Genomic DNA, 16,199 nt, shown 5'->3' on the forward strand with positions numbered 1-16,199 from the left:
CTTAGCGCAGCGTAATACGAGCTGCATGATGCACATTAATAGCTAAGTTCACTGCGTAAATCCCCATATTTTTTCCCCGTAAAATAAATAAAGATCAAGCATAAAACAGCGCAAATGCTTATTGGAATACCCGGGTTTAAATGGTTTTCAGAAGTTATAATTAACGAAGGCATCAAGCCCCCAAATAGAGTCAAACTCAGATTATAAGAGACAGCAAGCGCCCTACCACGTTGGCTTAATCGAAACTGTGTGACCATGTAGGCCGGCAGTGCAGCATTAAGTAATGCTTGTATGAGGGCGAAAAAAATTAACGCAACAATACAAAACGTACTATCAACCCTAGGCAATACGGCAAAAACAACATAGGAAAAGGATAAGTAAAGTAATGAGGCCATAGTTATTTGTCTCATTACGCCAAATTTATCCGCTAAAATCCCAGCAAATGGTAAAGCACTAAGATAGGTTAAAATGGCAATAAATGTGATTAAAATCGATTGCTTATGAGAATATAAATTTAATGAAGTGGACAAAAAGGTAGGCATAAAAATAAAAGTAATATAAAAAGCAGATGCAGATAAATTGGTGACTATAAATGCTCCTAATAATTCCCGCTTATAATTTTTAATAAGATCTCTAAAACTCGGAATTACCTGAACCTCACTAGGAATAAAATCCTCAATTTGGTTCCTAATAAAGAGCAAAATAACACAGCTCAATGCGCCAATTACAAATGGAATGCGCCAAGCATACTGAATAACTTGCTCATGAGGCACCAAATAAAGAAGAATAAAAATACTAAGGTTAGCTAATAAAAGTCCGACGCTACCACCAACAAAGGCGAAACTTCCAGAAAAAGCAGGAGATTTTTTCCCCTGCTCTACAGACATAATAATCGCCGAAGAATATTCTCCAGAAATGGATAATCCTTGAATTATTCTACAAATGATAAGGCCAGCACCATAATACATACTCATAATAGACACAGGCAGCAAACCAATTGCTGATGTAGCTAAGGTCATAAATAACGTTGAAAAAATTAATACTCGTTTCCGACCCAAATGGTCGATTAAATAGCCAAAGCCAATCGCCCCTAAAGGTTTAACAACATAACTGACAACATACGCCAAAATAGTAAAACTAATAGCAGTACTTTTTTCCTGAGAAGAAAAAAATACTTCTGATAAAATCGGAATAAGTAAAGGAAACACTGTAAAATCATAGACCTCAATCAACGTTCCTAAAAATGCCGAAAACAAAGTAACCTTTTTCATGTACATCCAAACAAAATTTGATGAGATCATTGTAACACTGGATGCAAAAAAGCAGCAGCAAACATAGGCTGGGCTGATAAGCCCAGCATTTATTGATCAATATCACCCGATTAAATAGAAGCCCCTATTCTTTAGCTTATAGGTTTGTAACTTTACTTCCAGCATAACAAGCTCCATAAATAATCTTATTATCATTAAGAGAGCATTTATGCCTACATAGTACGAACTCCTTGAAATTAATAAAAAATGCTCCTCCAGAGAAAATGAGACTGTAAATCCAGAGTCTATAATGCCTGAACAAGACCATCCTCATCGAGGCTAAAATAAAATGAATATCCCTGTGCTTGCAAAAGATGGTACACAATGATGCCAGTAGTAGTGGAAATTACGCATTCTAACCCCTCAAGAGCAATGGAGACGGTCCCAGACTGTCTCCTGTCCTTTTAAATAAATTTAATCTGATTGACTTAACTCGTCCAAAAATCGGAGCGTTGAGAAATTAAGAGCACGCGGAGCTTTACCCTTCGCCCTCACTCAATCACATTCCTAAGTATTTTTTCTTCTCGTAAATCTCTTGAGCATAATGGCCTACATTAATTGCAGGGATGCATACAGTAAATTTATTTTCATATTTTATAACTAAAGAATTAAGAGAGAACTCATCAAGGTTTTCTTTAACTTTCAAAGCTTCATTTTCTGTAGCACATTCCACTAGCGCATCAACGGTATATTCAGGGTAATAACGCAACTTTCCTTTAAAAGAAATACCTGTTAGTTCTTGTATTAAAAGAAGATTTTGGTTACTAACCTCATTAGGTTGATAAGTTTGTGTGGCAATTGTTGCTGAGGGAGTAAAAAAAGTACTAACCGTAGGTTTCTTTTCACTCATCGACCTTATGAATTTCATTAGCTTGTTTGTTTCAGGGATAGACAATATTACATCGAAATTTGTTGGAATGGCGCTATTGTCTAAGAATGTAGTGGATTGCAATAGAGGTCTTATTTTTCGACAACCCCTCACAAAATTTTCACTTAAGTCAGGTATAAAATAAGTGCCTTTACTTCCATCATAGCAAAGAAAGTAAAAAGATGTTTGATGACTATCGTAGATACTTACTGTTCGAATCTCTTCGTTGGGTGTTTTTGTTTGAGAACTAATAATAAACATTTTTCCAGTATTAATATCAAAAACAAAATCACGAAGTTTAGAATCTCCATATAAAGCGTTTTTCTGATAGCCTAAATCTAATAACTCAAAACCCTGCCTACTAAACATTAAATCCAAAGTAGCGATGAACTCTTTTTCATCCTTAATCTCTTTTTTAAATAGAGCATCAAGCATAGAAATTTTATGTCTATCTGTCATATCAAATGCTTCTTTGGCTTGAGAGAGCATAGCAGCCATTAATTGCAACTTAGAAGTGCATTCCACTGATTTACTTTTCAAATCGCTAACTTTTTTTCCTAAAATATATTGTTCATTGAGTGGTCGGTTATAAAGCCGGCGAAACGTGATATCAGCCTTTTCAATAATTTTATTAAGTATAAAGGCAGGTTTATCTTCTGAACTAAATTTATTATTCTCAATTAATTTCTGGTGGGTTATTTCTATATTAATAGCTAAGGTTTTTGCTGCTTCAAAAATATTTTTTACTATATTATTTAAAGTTTGCTCTGATTGCTTACTCGGTATGCCGCCCACCAAGCTTACCTTAATATCATGTTTCGAATTGAACCGTTTTATTAAATCCGTAAGATTAATATTATTCGTATTATCAAAATGAATTATTAAATGATCGGTTTCACTATGAATGTAAGCAACAATACAACCTATTACATTTTTTGAACCCACATACTTTATCTCGCTAGGAGCATAATATTGATCAAGGTAGAAGGATTCTCTTTGCAAACATAAACCAATTTCATGCTTATTACAGACAAGCATCTCATCGGAACTTATTTCTGGCTCAGGTAATTTTTTTACTCGCTCAATCATTTCACTCATTGCTTGGTCAGACAATCTATCTTTAAATAATTTGCGATTGATTATAATAGGCATGCGTTTACTCTCAATTTTTGGCAGATTTACAGTGATAAAACAACGGATAAAAATCGGTATTTTAAGGTATTAAAGTTAAGTAAGTATTAAATTAAAATGCGATAAAAGTGAACTGGGTGAGCAGCTCTCCGTGACAGACGCCACCCTCAGGAGCGCATTCCCTAGAGTCCTTAACGTGATAGGTTCTAATGAGAATAACTCTTGTGGATGAGACGAAATGTTTTTTTTTAAGCTTGGGTCATTTTTATCAAGCATTTTGTATCCTATAAAGACATTAACATCTAGCGGCCGAACTATAATTCATTGATTAATGAACTACAATACAGCTTTTTTGATTAATAATTTGCATTATTGGTATTTTATTACACCTTAGATATTTAAAGTACCGTGTTTTTTACGGTATTAAGAGATCAAGTTGTTTGGCACAATAAGCGGCGCGCATGGCTCATCTCAATTCATGGAGGGTATTACCAGAAAACATATTTTTATGATAAATTTTTATGGCAAATTTTGGAGCAAATGGTGACGATTCTAAACTGCCTTGTTTAACTTTTCCAAAGCTACCCTCGGGATAACTTTTGTCCTCTTTATGCTCCATAAAAAACTAAGAATTGGATTTACATCGTCACTTATTATCTTATAAGTCAAATGAGGTAAAGCCGTTTTTATTTCTGGAACTTTTAATACAGAAGAAGCTATGCTTAGTAATCGGTAAGATCATCTCTGATTTTTGATGTAATTCATCTTCCGAAGGATAATAATTTTGCCCTATTAAACGAACCCTTTACTCTCTACTACAGTGCGATCTCTTCTAATTTGCTGTAAAATTCCCAAAACAATCCTCCATAAAAATTTTAAATCCTTTTCAAGGTGCTTACACAATGTAATTTTTAATTACAATTTCGCAAGAAATGGATAGAATAAACTTTGCTCAAAACCTATCATTAATTAAAAGACTATGAAGGGCTCTGTACAGACCAATCAAAAACGAGCCAAGGGAGTTTACGAGGATGATAGAACAGAAACAAAGCAATTATGAGCGAGTAGAAATAGCCATAAATTATATTAATGAGCATTTTAAGTCACAGCCCTCATTAGATGAGATTGCGAAAGCAATTCATGTTAGCCCCTATCATTTTCAACGCATATTTAGTGAATGGGCTGGAGTTAGCCCCAAAAAATTTATGCAATATATTAGTCTTAATTATGCCAAAACCTTATTAAAGAATCGTATGCCATTACTCGACGTCACTTATGAAACAGGTTTATCCAGTTGCAGCCGTTTGCACGATTTATTTGTAAATATTGAAGGCATGACTCCTAGAGAGTATAAAAATGGAGGGGCTGATTTAACGATTAATTATTGTTTTGCTGAAAGTACATTTGGAAAGGTTATCGTAGCCTCTACTTCCAAGGGAGTATGTGCTATGTCTTTTGAGGAAGACGAAAACCAAGCCTTATTTGATTTAAAAAAGCGCTTTCCCAATGCAACATATCATTATATTACTGATCAATTTCAACAAGACGCCCTACTGATATTTCAGCAAGATTGGAACAATCTTCATAAAATTAAACTGCATTTAGCAGGAACACCCTTTCAATTAAAGGTTTGGGAAAGTCTTTTAAAAATCCCTTTAGGAGCATTGGTTACTTATGGTGACATTGCCAAGGATATAGGAAAACCCAAGTCATCACGCGCAGTGGGGTCTGCGATTGGAAGCAATCCTGTAGCCTTCCTCATTCCTTGCCACCGTGTCATTCAAAGCAGTGGAAAAATAAGTGGATATCTTTGGGGGGAAACTAAGAAAAAAGCAATTATAGGGTGGGAAGCAGCTAAAATTGAGATATAGATGTTAAAGGTGAATCACGTGGATCTTATCGAACAAATCAATGGGGAATTACATAATTTACTCCCTTATGAAGGTACAGTGCATTATTATGGCCCTATTATGACCCAACAGATAGCTGATGATTTTTATGATGTGTTGATGCAAACCATCGAGTGGAAAAATGATGAGGCAATTATTTATGGAAAAAAAATAATTACTAAACGCAAGGTAGCATGGTATGCCGATCAGCCTTTTTCCTATACATATTCCAAAATAACTAAAACAGCCCAGCCATGGCTGCCTATTCTCCACAAACTAAAAATAATTGTGGAAAAAGAAAGTGGAGAAACCTATAACTCATGCTTACTTAATTTATATCATGATGGCAACGAAGGTATGGCTTGGCATAGTGATGCGGAAAAAGATTTAAAGCAAAATGGGGCAATAGGCTCTCTTAGTTTTGGTGCAGAACGTAAATTTTCATTTAAGCACAAAAAAACACATGAAATTGTTTCAAAAATCCTGCAGCATGGAAGTTTATTAGTGATGAAAGATTCAACTCAGAGTAATTGGCTTCACCGTTTACCGCCAACAAAAATAACATGCATGCCTAGAATTAATTTAACATTTAGAACTATTGTACGTACTATATAAATTGAGTAGTGATATAAGCAAATTAAAGGACTAAATACCATGATAGATCTTTATTACTGGCCTACGCCAAATGGACATAAAATTACTATTTTTTTAGAAGAGGCTGATTTGCCATATAACCTTATTCCCATAAATATTTCTAAGGGAGAGCAATTCACTGAAAATTTTTTAAAAATATCCCCGAATAATCGAATGCCTGCATTAGTTGATCAAGATCCCCAAGATTCTGAGATACCTATATCTATATTTGAATCAGGCGCGATCTTACTTTATTTAGCTGAAAAAACAGGTAAATTTTTACCTGCTGACTTACATTCTCGTTATGAAGTTCTGCAATGGCTATTTTGGCAAGTTGCAGGATTAGGGCCTATGGCTGGACAAAATCATCATTTCAATATTTACGTTAAAGATGTACCTTATGCAGCAGAGCGCTATGTTAGAGAAACAGCCAGATTATATGGTGTTTTGAATAAGCATTTAACGGACCGTGAGTTTATAGGAAGTGACTACTCAATCGCTGATATGGCTTGCTATCCTTGGATTGTCCCTCATGAAAAACAGCAACAAGATTTAAATGATTTTCCTTCGTTAAAAAGATGGTTCTTAAAAATCCAAGAACGCCCCTCAGTTCAGCGTGCATACGATTTAGAAAAAGACATCAACGTTGACCAAGTTTTATCCGAGGAAGCAAAACAAATTTTATTCGATCAGGGTAAAAAAACCTAGACACCAAGTATTTACTACACGAAAGATAGACAACAAGAGAATAGAAAGATCCTTATGAAAATAAGGATCTCTTAGCATTTTAACCCATCCCAATGCTAAAGGGCTTATCCTCCTGCGAATACTGTGATTCTATTAATTTAACTACTTTCGGAATGAGATCTTGGCAGCTATCAATCCGTTCCCCACCTTTTAAATTGGCATCAAAAAAACGACAAGTGGTACTTTGCTTACTTTTCTTTCCTAAATATACTTCATGAGCATATCTCTCTTGGGGAAAAGTAATTAAAAGATGCTGATTATGCTCCAAAAGATTAGTCAATTTTTCTTGGGTTAAATCCTTTTTTTTATAGCTTATATCGGTATGTAAAATATTATTTTCTTTAAAGGAAAAATGCTCAATATCTGTCTCCCCAGCTTTTGTGGCATGTAATTCTTTATTTTCCTCATTAATTGATAATACTAAAAACTCTTTATCGTCTGCTAAATACTCCGTCGGGTTTTTTTTCTTTAAAATAAGGTCTAGATAAACATTACTCATAGGTCTGCACATTCCCACAAACTCACCATTATCATTAACGCCTTGGTCATATTTTTTTAAAATTTCACCTTGATTAGTGAAAGGAGTCTTCTTCTGGGTAGTTGTACCGGAAAAAAATGTATGCCATAAATTCAAAATAACTCTCCTGGTATGATGTTTTTAAAATTATCTCATAATGCTCTTTAATATCTCTTAAAAAAATTCTAACTGCTTTTCACAGTTAGAATTTAAAATGATGTTAAGACTTATGGCTACGATAGTAATCCATAGTGGCACCTATCGCGAGATCATCTTCATGAGCTATGTAAGGATTTTGAGCTGCTTTCGCTGCGCCAAACAAGGTATGGCAATGTACACCAGCTTCAGCGTACACCTTTGTTTTTAGATTAGCACCTTCTTTTTGTACTTCATCCTTATATTCTTCGTAAAAGGAATTTGCAATTTTGGTTTCATTTTTTATACTTTTGGCATTTTTAATGAAATTATGAAAATATACCCACTGATTGGCTAGCGGTTTGTGATTATCTATTTCCATTCCTCTTTTAAAATGTTCAATGTGATTTTGACGTAAATCAACTCCTTCTTTATCAAGGCCCTGGTTAACTGATTGAATATGAGGGGGGGCCTGCTCATGCAAAATTTCTCTCCGAGGAAAGGTATGCTTATAGTTTGGCTCAACCCGTGGAAATAATGCGTTCATCGTAATTGTGCCCATGATTGTTGACACTCTTGGAACTTCTGTTTTGTTATCGTTATCAGACATGATTACAACCTCTCTTGTGATTTATAATGTAGCGTAGAGATTACAGAATATACAATTAGGCTTAAGCGGAAATTAGGATGGAATGAAAGAAAATACTGAACCATTCTTATATTGAATAAAGGAGTCCGAAAACATCATTAAGTTAACTGCCTACGTAGGAGATTGCACAAGGTTTTCCATGCTATTATTACTGAATAGAAATAGTTTCAGGAACTCTCGATGGATATCGTAGAAATTAAATCTTTTCTCGCAGTAGTTGAATACCGCTCTTATACATTAGCCGCAAAAAGAGTGTATGTTACCCAATCTACTATGAGTAAGCGAATTCGTAGGCTGGAAGATGAACTAGGCTCTCGCTTGTTTATTATGGATGGAGCACGCCTAATTTTAACAGAGGCAGCACATCATTTTATTCCCTATGCCCGCCAAATGGTTGCAGCTTATAATAATATGGTCACGTCATTTAAAGAACAAGCTCTTTCTTTTGAACACCATTTATTAATTGGTGCTACAGTATTTGTGTCCCATTATGTATTACCCCAGTTTATAAGTTTTTTAAAAAATACAGACTCTCGGTTACAAGTTTATATAAAAACCATGGCCGAATATGATGTGGAAACTTATTTAAATCATGGTTTAGTTGATGTGGTAATTAGTCCAGAAAGAGAGATTTCTGATGCATTTAATACAGCCAACCTATGGAATGAGACTTATTCACTTAAGGTAAATAAAACCCACGATTTAGCAAAACAAAAGGAAATATCGCTTTCTGACTTAGCACCTTTTCCAGCGGTATTAAATGAGCAAAGTACTTCGTTACGCGATAAAATTGAAATGGTATTTCAAGAAAACTCTGTTGATTTAAATACAGGTTATGAAATATCAACTGTAGATGGCATTAGGGCAATGGTAGAACATGGTTTAGGTTGGAGTTTTTTACCTAAAAATGTAACTTCTGAAAAGCTATGTGAACTAAAAATAAATGAAGTAGATATCAGTCTCAATTTTAACGCCCACTATCAAAAACGCAGAAGCCATGAGGTGAGCATTCAGACCTTTCTTAATTATTTTAATAAATGGCAAAAAAACCAACATAGCTAACGCTATCGCATAGTTTTTTTGCTTAGGCTAATCTTTGAAGGAGCGTCGTGGCGCTCCCTCGAGCTTTATTAAAGTTAAGCATGAAGCGTCTTTTCCTGACACCCTCCTTGATGATCAAGGTGTTTTCTATATTCTATCACTCGCTTATCCATCACTGCACGCCAAAGTGGGGGAATTAAGGCGAGAACGATCATGCCTAAATATCCCGATGGGAGTTGAGGACTTTGTTCCACGTGACGTAAAATTTGATATGGACGAGCTCCATAAGTATGATGATCTGAATGGCGTTGCAAATGGAATAAAATGCTATTACTTAACCAGTGATTAGCATTCCATGAATGATAAGGGCTGACTTTTTCATAGTAATCATTTGCTAATTTTTTCCTTTCTAAGCCATAGTGCTCTATATAATTGACTAATTCCAATGTCGTTATGGCCATGAATGATTGCAATAAAAAAAAGATGAGGGTTCCTATCCCCCCGAATAACAAACAGCTAAAGCTTATCCCGACAGGAATACCGATTATCCACCAGAAATTATTGTGAATCCCCCATAGTGAGTATTTTTTCTGAGTAAGGCGCTTTTTTTCCAGATGATAGGCTGATTTCAATGAGCCTATTAATGTCTTAGGTATAAATTGATAGAAACTTTCACCTAATTGTGCAGTAGCTGGATCCTCAGGCGTAGCAACACGAACATGATGACCTTTAACATGCTCAATAAAAAAGTGCCCATAACATACGATAACTAATAGAACTTTACTGTAAAATTGCGCTACAGGGTTATTTTTATGCATCATTTCATGAGCTAAATTAATACCAGCCCCTCCAGATATTAAACCTAGTGACATAGTAAAACCTAACCATTCATTCCATAGTAAATGCTGGGTACTCACTATATAAGCGCCATAAGCAAGCATGATGATTTGCGCAAATACGTAAGCATAGGTTAAATATTTGAAATAATTATCATTGATTAATTTCTTTTCCTGTTCTTTTGTGGGATTCGAAGGATCTCTAATAAAAATATCAACGAATGGAATAAAAGCAAAAACAATAAGAAAAGGAAAAAAAGTCGACCATCCCCTAAAATATAAGCCAATAAAGGGAAGTACTAATAATAAATAGATCATTAAGAAACTGTACTTTTTTAATAAACACATGACAATGACTCCTAGCCTGAAACAATTACTTGCTTTATGAGTGTCCATGTCATTTCAATCTAGGACATTACAAAATGTACGGGCCTGTGATGCTCATCAGGAATTACACTTAACTCTTGATCAGGACTGCAGACCCCATTGTCTTCGAATGGTTTGACAAGATCCTGTCCCTGATTTTGAGACGTTCCAAGTGAAAACTCAATTCAAATTCTCATGAAATATTAGAATAGCTCATTCCATTTTTTCCTTTGCTAATAACATTTTCATGTGATAATGAAAATAGGAATTTTCCATCCCAAAATCCCTCATTCTCTCCGAGCACATGCCATTCCTATTATTCAAAGCAGCTTAAGCCTGTCAAAAGACTGTGGCGCTAATATTAAAAATAAGAAACCTATGCGGAGAATGATATGAATGAGCAAGCAAGAGAAATACACTCCTTACTGAAACAAAAAACACAGGAGCTTACAGAAGAGATTTCAAATGCGAAGACCAATAAAACTCTAGGAACCCCGTTATCTACCACTCCAACATCAGAAAAAATTCCTGGCTTTATTGGTCTATTACAGCAGCTCACGACTCTCGGACATGGATTAATATCAATTGCCCAATTGAAACATCTTCCCCGAGCTACCAAAGCAAGTAACGCATTTAGCATTATTGACGCTACTTTATCTGGTATTAATTTTATTAGCATGCCACTTATTTATTTTTCCACACTACTCACTGGAGAGAAGCCCCCCTTTCCTATATCTACCCCAATGAAATGGGCATATTCTGGGGTTGTGTTTGGTTTAGCACTTGCAGGAATACTCGCTCCTGCTGTAGCAGGATGGCCAATCGCATTAACAGGAGCAGGCTTAGGTATAGCTACAAGCCTCTTTTTTTTAGGCCAAGATATCTACAGTCGTTATAAAGCCACACGCGAAGCTAATGAATTAAATAACAAGATAGAAACTACGAGTGAAGTATTAGAAAACCTACTAAAAAATACCCAAAATTTGCTATCTCAACTAGAAACCCCTGCCCTAGATGAGCCTCAAATTATGGAACTTAAAGCCGATATTGAAAAAAACAACGAATCCATGAAGCAACAGCTGGAAACTATTAAACAATTAAAGGAACTTAAACAAAGCAATGAATCTGTTTTATCTGAATTAGGGGCCTCTCGTTTTATTGGGAACACAGTGGGAATAACCTTATCTCTAGCGGCTCTGACCGGACTTATTTTAGTTCCTTTTTTTCCTCCCGCGGGTCTTGTTGTACTTGCAACAACATCAATTACTGGAGGCCTATTAACCATTACTCCTGCATGTATTAAGGCAGCAAGTTTTATTTACGAAACAATAAAAAATCGAGTAAGTAGTCAAACTCCAGCTCAAGGGGAGCTGGCGAGCACTAATAATTCAACAGTGCAAATGATCTCTGCATTAACCGATGGAGTCGCAGTAACCAACGAACCCACTGCGACAGTAACTAATAACACTCGCGCGGTAGTATCCAACAACGTCAGTGAGGCAGTATCCAATAACCCCAGTACCGTAAGAGCAAATAGGATTGATATAGAGGAAGACGATGAATATTTAGCTAATTGTGCTCCTTCACCAAGGTAAGGAGTCATCTGACAATAGCTAATAATTCTCTTTTAAATAATGCCGGGATGTATCTCTAAATAAAAATAAAGCACGCATCGATATGCATATTTTTAACTCCCGGCTTATGCTTATACCCATAATCTAACCCACTTATTCCACAGCCTAGCATGCTATGAACTAAAACCACGAGTTAATCACCACCCATGACCTAGAGACTTCCGATTTTTTTCAAAAAATCCTTAGCAATTTTACCATCACGACATAACTAAGCATATCTCGGTTACGTAGTTCTTCCTGCCATGAGCTAAACCATATATAAATAAATAATGAAGCGTTTCAAATTTATATTAATCAAAACTTTGATGTTCCCTTCACGAAATACCTTCCTATTTTCAAGTTATAATACGTCCATTTCGATACGTCTAAGCGACGATGTAAAAAGTACTCGGTTCATGAAATGGATACGTCTATTATCGTAAATATAATCACTCCAGATTTTGAAAAATTTATTTATATTGATATTGTTAGGTATTGCTCAGTTTATTTCCAGAAAAATTGATAGGAATGTTTCTCAATACATGAATGAAATATCTGGAAAACGTTACACCAGAGACATTTATTGTGGACAGCTGCAAGAGTAATACTGCAGGTGGGTATGCAGGAAATTTTCGAGTAAGTTATAATCAAGGTCTGGGTTACTGCCTAGGAGAATACTGGTTTTCATCGATCGGAGCATCCAAGAATATTAATAGAGAACCCTTCTTCTCCACCCTACTCACCAGACTAAAATCCCCTCGGGTAATTTTGGACAAACCTAAATCCATATAAATGAGCAGAGCCTATTGATGTGGCATTTAAAGTCGATCATGTAAAATTTAATTCACTATAAATTGAAACTTAATTTATGCGGAGAGTAAGATACTAGGTGAACCCTTATCTCAGAAAGAGATAAGGGTTAATAGAATTTAGCGAGGTGAAGAGTTAAATTGACATTGGGAAACTTGTTGTTCAAAAAGATGGTTCAATGAGGGACATCCTAGTTGTTTAAGGTTATTTTGGATGCAATCGTTTAATCTCCCATCCGTATAAATTTTATCCGCTAGAAATGTCGTATCAACAAAATTACCTTCTCTAAGATCATTTAAAGCAGTATGAAGACGATTCGCACTTTTTATTTTTGCTCCTTTGCTATAGCCAGCAAAGAAACTCGTGTAATGATTATCCTGCTCACTAGCAACAGCCTCAATATAAGCTCCAAGAGAGGCTATAAAATTATCCAGTTGCTTTTCTGAAGATACCTCCACACCATCGGTGGCCTCTTTCGGTAGCACTACCGAGTTACTCATAATAACCCATTCACTCGAGCTTAAACCGTTGGTGTCTAGCGTCTGAACATTAACCTTTTCCGAAAGTTCCATCGCTATATTGGTCTCCATTGAAGGGGGGAGCAGTGCCTCTTGTAAATTATCAGTGATTTCAATAGATACCCAAGTAGAGCTTAAGCCCTTGTCGGATTGCTTCGGAGTATCTTTTGACAACGCTAGAGAACCTTCTAAAAAGTCGAAATCATTAACGAGAGAACTTAAATCAATGGAGTTTTTACCAAATTCGCTAAGGTTCAGAAAGGAATTTAACATATTGACAGGTGGCTTATTGAAAAGAATGACATTTAATTCATTTTCATACTCTTGCAGTAATGCCTTAGCGTGTATAAATGGTTCAAATGGTTCACGACCGGACTTCAACTGCAGTTGCTCATATGTACTGATTTGTACTTTTAATGCTTGAACTTCACGAAGAACACTGTAGAGATAGCTCGTCAATGCACCAGATTTTACTAATCCATTGTTTTCAGACATTGCCGAAATAAATTCATGTGTGGTCTCAATGGTTTGTTTTATTAGTTCAGCATATTTAGGATTTCGCATCACTCTCAATTCATCAGAGGAATTATTATGGCTAAAAATAGTTTTCTTTGCCTTGGAGCTTAAGAAACTGCTGGCTTCAAGTTCAATTAGCATTTTAGGGGTGATCGGTTTGGACGCATAAGCTAAATCAACTCGAATTGCATCTGCTACATAACCAAGCTGTGCTACGGAGAGCGAAACGTTCAAAGGATTTTCAATGCGAGGACCACCCTTATTAGACTCAATGAAGAGCATTTGGCTTAATGCATTATCCAGTACGGTCTTGGGATCAAGTTGTAGTTTTTTCTGAACAAATTTTTCAATTTTACTACGTATCTCGATATCAACCTGAGAATTCCAGTCGTATAAATTCGCTAGCTGTTTAATTAATAAGGTACGATATAAAATGAATTCATTGCTATTGTTAAACGGGGTATCTAAATTCGCTGAAGGGTCAATCTTTGAGCTTTTATTGAGCGAATAAAGAAAATCAAAGGAAGTATTCAGATAGTCCTCTATATTGGCGGAAGTTATTTTGTTTTCCACTCGCTCCGACTGACTCTCGATTGGCAAGCCTAACATAGCTCGATATTGAGTATCACCAAGTAAAATAAACTCCTTCTCCATCTTATGCAAGGCATCATCGAAACGTTGTGCCGCAGCCAGCATTAAAGAATATGGATGATTTTTGTCTGGCGCTACATCATCTTCAACAACGGATGCCATTTTACCTACTTGAGACAAGTCTTGAGCTAATCCACCAAGTCCACCCTCCTCAATTGGGCTAGTATAGAAAACAATGAGATCTGGAGGTATATATCCTCCAGCAGGAACAATCGCCACAACCTCCAAAACTTGTTGTTTAATTTTTGCCACCAGCCCAAAACTCTTGATGAATTCTTGATTATCTGCCTTACTTAAATAAGCTTTAGTATTAACAATATAATCTCGTAGCTTAGCTGGAATCCTCTCCGCCCGCTCGCTACTTTGAACTTGCTTTAGGGCATCTTGTAATGTGCTGGTTTGATCCACAGCCTTATTAATTATATCTTTTTGCTCATTTTGCAAATCAATTTCAATGGCTTTACTATGTCGGTAACGTGAAGCATAGTCCCTCACCCAGGCCGTACCAGCTCCCATCGCTACCTCAGTATTTCGATTCAAAATATAATCTACCCAACCTTTCTCGGAGCCTTGAGCTTTAAACTTCCCTGCTTGTGCTATATCTTCGGGGCGAGTTTCTACAACTTCTTGGATTAGTCTATTTAAACGCTCAACTTCCTTACTTATGTTTTCTATAGTGTTTTTAATAGCACTGCGATTTTCTGCACTGCGTGTAAATTTTAATGAGTCGATATTATTAATAGAGAAGTAGATTGGCACAGCAGTTAGGCAAGCCACAACTAAAGCAATTGAGGCAATACCTAGGGTAATTGGGCCACCGATTATAACCATTGCTAAACCAAGTACAGCAGCACCGGCGATTAATCCACCAATACTTGCCACTGCAGAAGGATATTTAGCAAAAAAACTGGGTTCTGACATCTCTTTGCTTAAATAATTGAGGCATTGTTCCATAAACTCAATTTGCATTTGTTGAGTAAATTTATGTCTTTCCTGAGGATTTTGGAAATAGCTCTTAATCCACCTTAAAATTGGATTCTCATTTTTATCCTCCTGGATCTCTTGTTCATGAATCTGGTAAATGTCTTGAAACGCATTGTTAAATAACTTATTTAATTGAGTTAAAAAATATACTTCGATAGCTGCATTTAGGGCCTCATCGGTGTAATCCGCAGGGTATTCTTTCTTAAATTCGACCCGCATATTCACCCCGCCATTATCGGCTAACCCTAAAAGAACACATTCTCTAAAGTGAAATAATCGAACCAACTCTTCTGATAGTTGAGCATATTGTTCATTGGTAAAACCCGCGTCATTCATCATCCTTTGAAAGTCTGCCAAATCAACACCAGGTTGGTTTTCTACACTCGCTTGCCAGGTTTTATAGGCTAACGTCGTAACCCCAACACCTAAGGCAGCGCTAAATGCACCTGCAATTAAAGTACTCGCACCTGCTAATGGGTTGAGAAAAGCTATTGGCGAAAAATTATTATTCATAGCCAAATAGGCCAAACCGCCGGTTCCTGCTCCTATTAATGCAGCTAAGGCACCATGCCCAATCTTCGCACTAGTAGATAATTGCTGAATTGCTTCATCTAGATAACGTTTTTTCTTACCATGATAAAAGGCTAAATTCTCTGTGTATTTTTCAATTAGCTCCGGATTTCCACCTCCAGCAGCTTCTAAATGGCTTACCATATTGTGCTCTAAATATTTTTTATGATTTTCTTTAATCATAGTGAAATAAGTGTCAGCATAGAGTCGTTTAGGCATGTTAATCTCCGAGGTTTTAATGCGTCTATATCATTTATTATGGCAATCAGGGTTTAAGGAAAGATTAAACCGGCGGGAATAATGTTCATGCCCAATAACGTTAAAGAATAAGCATCCTATTTCAGGAAAACATTTATGACCTCAGTCATTGAATGAAGCGCTTACAGAACACAATGTCGGCATTTGTGTTCGAGAT

At 36.1% G+C, this 16,199-nt stretch carries 11 protein-coding genes; 5 read left to right on the top strand and 6 right to left on the bottom strand.

Annotated features, from left to right (window positions below):
- Positions 1-35 precede the first annotated feature (35 nt).
- Entirely contained in the window at positions 36-1,271 is a 1,236-nt protein-coding gene (locus E1P08_RS02785) for an MFS transporter (RefSeq protein ID WP_133135487.1), read from the bottom strand.
- A gap of 538 nt (positions 1,272-1,809) precedes the next feature.
- The gene (locus E1P08_RS02790) at positions 1,810-3,330 is read right to left on the bottom strand and encodes a hypothetical protein (protein WP_133135488.1); all 1,521 of its coding nucleotides are present in this window, start codon (positions 3,328-3,330) and stop codon (positions 1,810-1,812) included.
- Positions 3,331-4,340: 1,010 nt separating this feature from the next.
- Here E1P08_RS02790 and E1P08_RS02795 point away from each other — a divergent pair.
- The 3 genes from E1P08_RS02795 to E1P08_RS02805 are packed head-to-tail and all read left to right on the top strand — an operon-like array spanning position 4,341 to position 6,539.
- A complete protein-coding gene (locus tag E1P08_RS02795) occupies positions 4,341-5,180 on the top strand; it encodes a bifunctional transcriptional activator/DNA repair enzyme AdaA (RefSeq protein WP_133135489.1) in 840 nt (279 codons plus the stop codon).
- An 18-nt stretch (positions 5,181-5,198) separates the two neighbouring features.
- Positions 5,199-5,813, top strand: a complete 615-nt coding sequence (locus E1P08_RS02800) for an alpha-ketoglutarate-dependent dioxygenase AlkB family protein (RefSeq protein ID WP_207387330.1) — start codon at positions 5,199-5,201, stop codon at positions 5,811-5,813.
- Between the two features lie 39 nt (positions 5,814-5,852).
- Positions 5,853-6,539: a glutathione S-transferase N-terminal domain-containing protein gene (locus tag E1P08_RS02805; RefSeq protein ID WP_133135491.1), complete on the top strand. Its 687-nt coding sequence runs from the start codon at positions 5,853-5,855 to the stop codon at positions 6,537-6,539.
- A gap of 79 nt (positions 6,540-6,618) precedes the next feature.
- On the opposite strand, the gene E1P08_RS02810 is transcribed toward E1P08_RS02805, so the two are convergent.
- Together E1P08_RS02810 and E1P08_RS02815 are read right to left on the bottom strand one after the other, a co-directional pair.
- Entirely contained in the window at positions 6,619-7,212 is a 594-nt protein-coding gene (locus E1P08_RS02810) for a hypothetical protein (protein ID WP_133135492.1), read from the bottom strand.
- Positions 7,213-7,315: 103 nt separating this feature from the next.
- Positions 7,316-7,840, bottom strand: a complete 525-nt coding sequence (locus E1P08_RS02815; RefSeq protein ID WP_133135493.1) for a hypothetical protein — start codon at positions 7,838-7,840, stop codon at positions 7,316-7,318.
- Between the two features lie 219 nt (positions 7,841-8,059).
- On the opposite strand from E1P08_RS02815, the gene E1P08_RS02820 reads away from it, so the two are divergent.
- Positions 8,060-8,941 (top strand): LysR family transcriptional regulator, encoded by an 882-nt coding sequence (locus E1P08_RS02820; RefSeq protein WP_133135494.1) that lies wholly within the window; start codon positions 8,060-8,062, stop codon positions 8,939-8,941.
- 74 nt (positions 8,942-9,015) lie between these two features.
- On the opposite strand, the gene E1P08_RS02825 is transcribed toward E1P08_RS02820, so the two are convergent.
- Positions 9,016-10,104 (bottom strand): alkane 1-monooxygenase, encoded by a 1,089-nt coding sequence (locus E1P08_RS02825; RefSeq protein WP_133135495.1) that lies wholly within the window; start codon positions 10,102-10,104, stop codon positions 9,016-9,018.
- Positions 10,105-10,514: 410 nt separating this feature from the next.
- Between E1P08_RS02825 and E1P08_RS02830 the strand changes: the two genes are divergently transcribed.
- Positions 10,515-11,717, top strand: coding sequence for a hypothetical protein (locus E1P08_RS02830; protein WP_133135496.1), 1,203 nt, complete (start codon positions 10,515-10,517; stop codon positions 11,715-11,717).
- Between the two features lie 947 nt (positions 11,718-12,664).
- Here E1P08_RS02830 and E1P08_RS02835 read toward each other — a convergent pair.
- Positions 12,665-16,003 carry a hypothetical protein gene (locus tag E1P08_RS02835; RefSeq protein WP_133135497.1) on the bottom strand — a complete coding sequence of 1,113 codons (3,339 nt, stop codon included), beginning with the start codon at positions 16,001-16,003 and terminating at the stop codon, positions 12,665-12,667.
- Positions 16,004-16,199 lie beyond the last annotated feature (196 nt).

The sequence above is a fragment of the Legionella rowbothamii genome, from assembly GCF_900639985.1.
Taxonomy (GTDB): domain Bacteria; phylum Pseudomonadota; class Gammaproteobacteria; order Legionellales; family Legionellaceae; genus Legionella; species Legionella rowbothamii.

Coding starts and splice junctions, on each gene's coding strand:
- E1P08_RS02815 (WP_133135493.1), bottom strand. CDS start 7,840: ATGTCTGATAACGATAACAAAACAGAAGTTCCAAGAGTGTCAACAATC.
- E1P08_RS02820 (WP_133135494.1), top strand. CDS start 8,060: ATGGATATCGTAGAAATTAAATCTTTTCTCGCAGTAGTTGAATACCGC.
- E1P08_RS02825 (WP_133135495.1), bottom strand. CDS start 10,104: ATGTGTTTATTAAAAAAGTACAGTTTCTTAATGATCTATTTATTATTA.
- E1P08_RS02785 (WP_133135487.1), bottom strand. CDS start 1,271: ATGAAAAAGGTTACTTTGTTTTCGGCATTTTTAGGAACGTTGATTGAG.
- E1P08_RS02790 (WP_133135488.1), bottom strand. CDS start 3,330: ATGCCTATTATAATCAATCGCAAATTATTTAAAGATAGATTGTCTGAC.
- E1P08_RS02835 (WP_133135497.1), bottom strand. CDS start 16,003: ATGCCTAAACGACTCTATGCTGACACTTATTTCACTATGATTAAAGAA.
- E1P08_RS02795 (WP_133135489.1), top strand. CDS start 4,341: ATGATAGAACAGAAACAAAGCAATTATGAGCGAGTAGAAATAGCCATA.
- E1P08_RS02830 (WP_133135496.1), top strand. CDS start 10,515: ATGAATGAGCAAGCAAGAGAAATACACTCCTTACTGAAACAAAAAACA.
- E1P08_RS02805 (WP_133135491.1), top strand. CDS start 5,853: ATGATAGATCTTTATTACTGGCCTACGCCAAATGGACATAAAATTACT.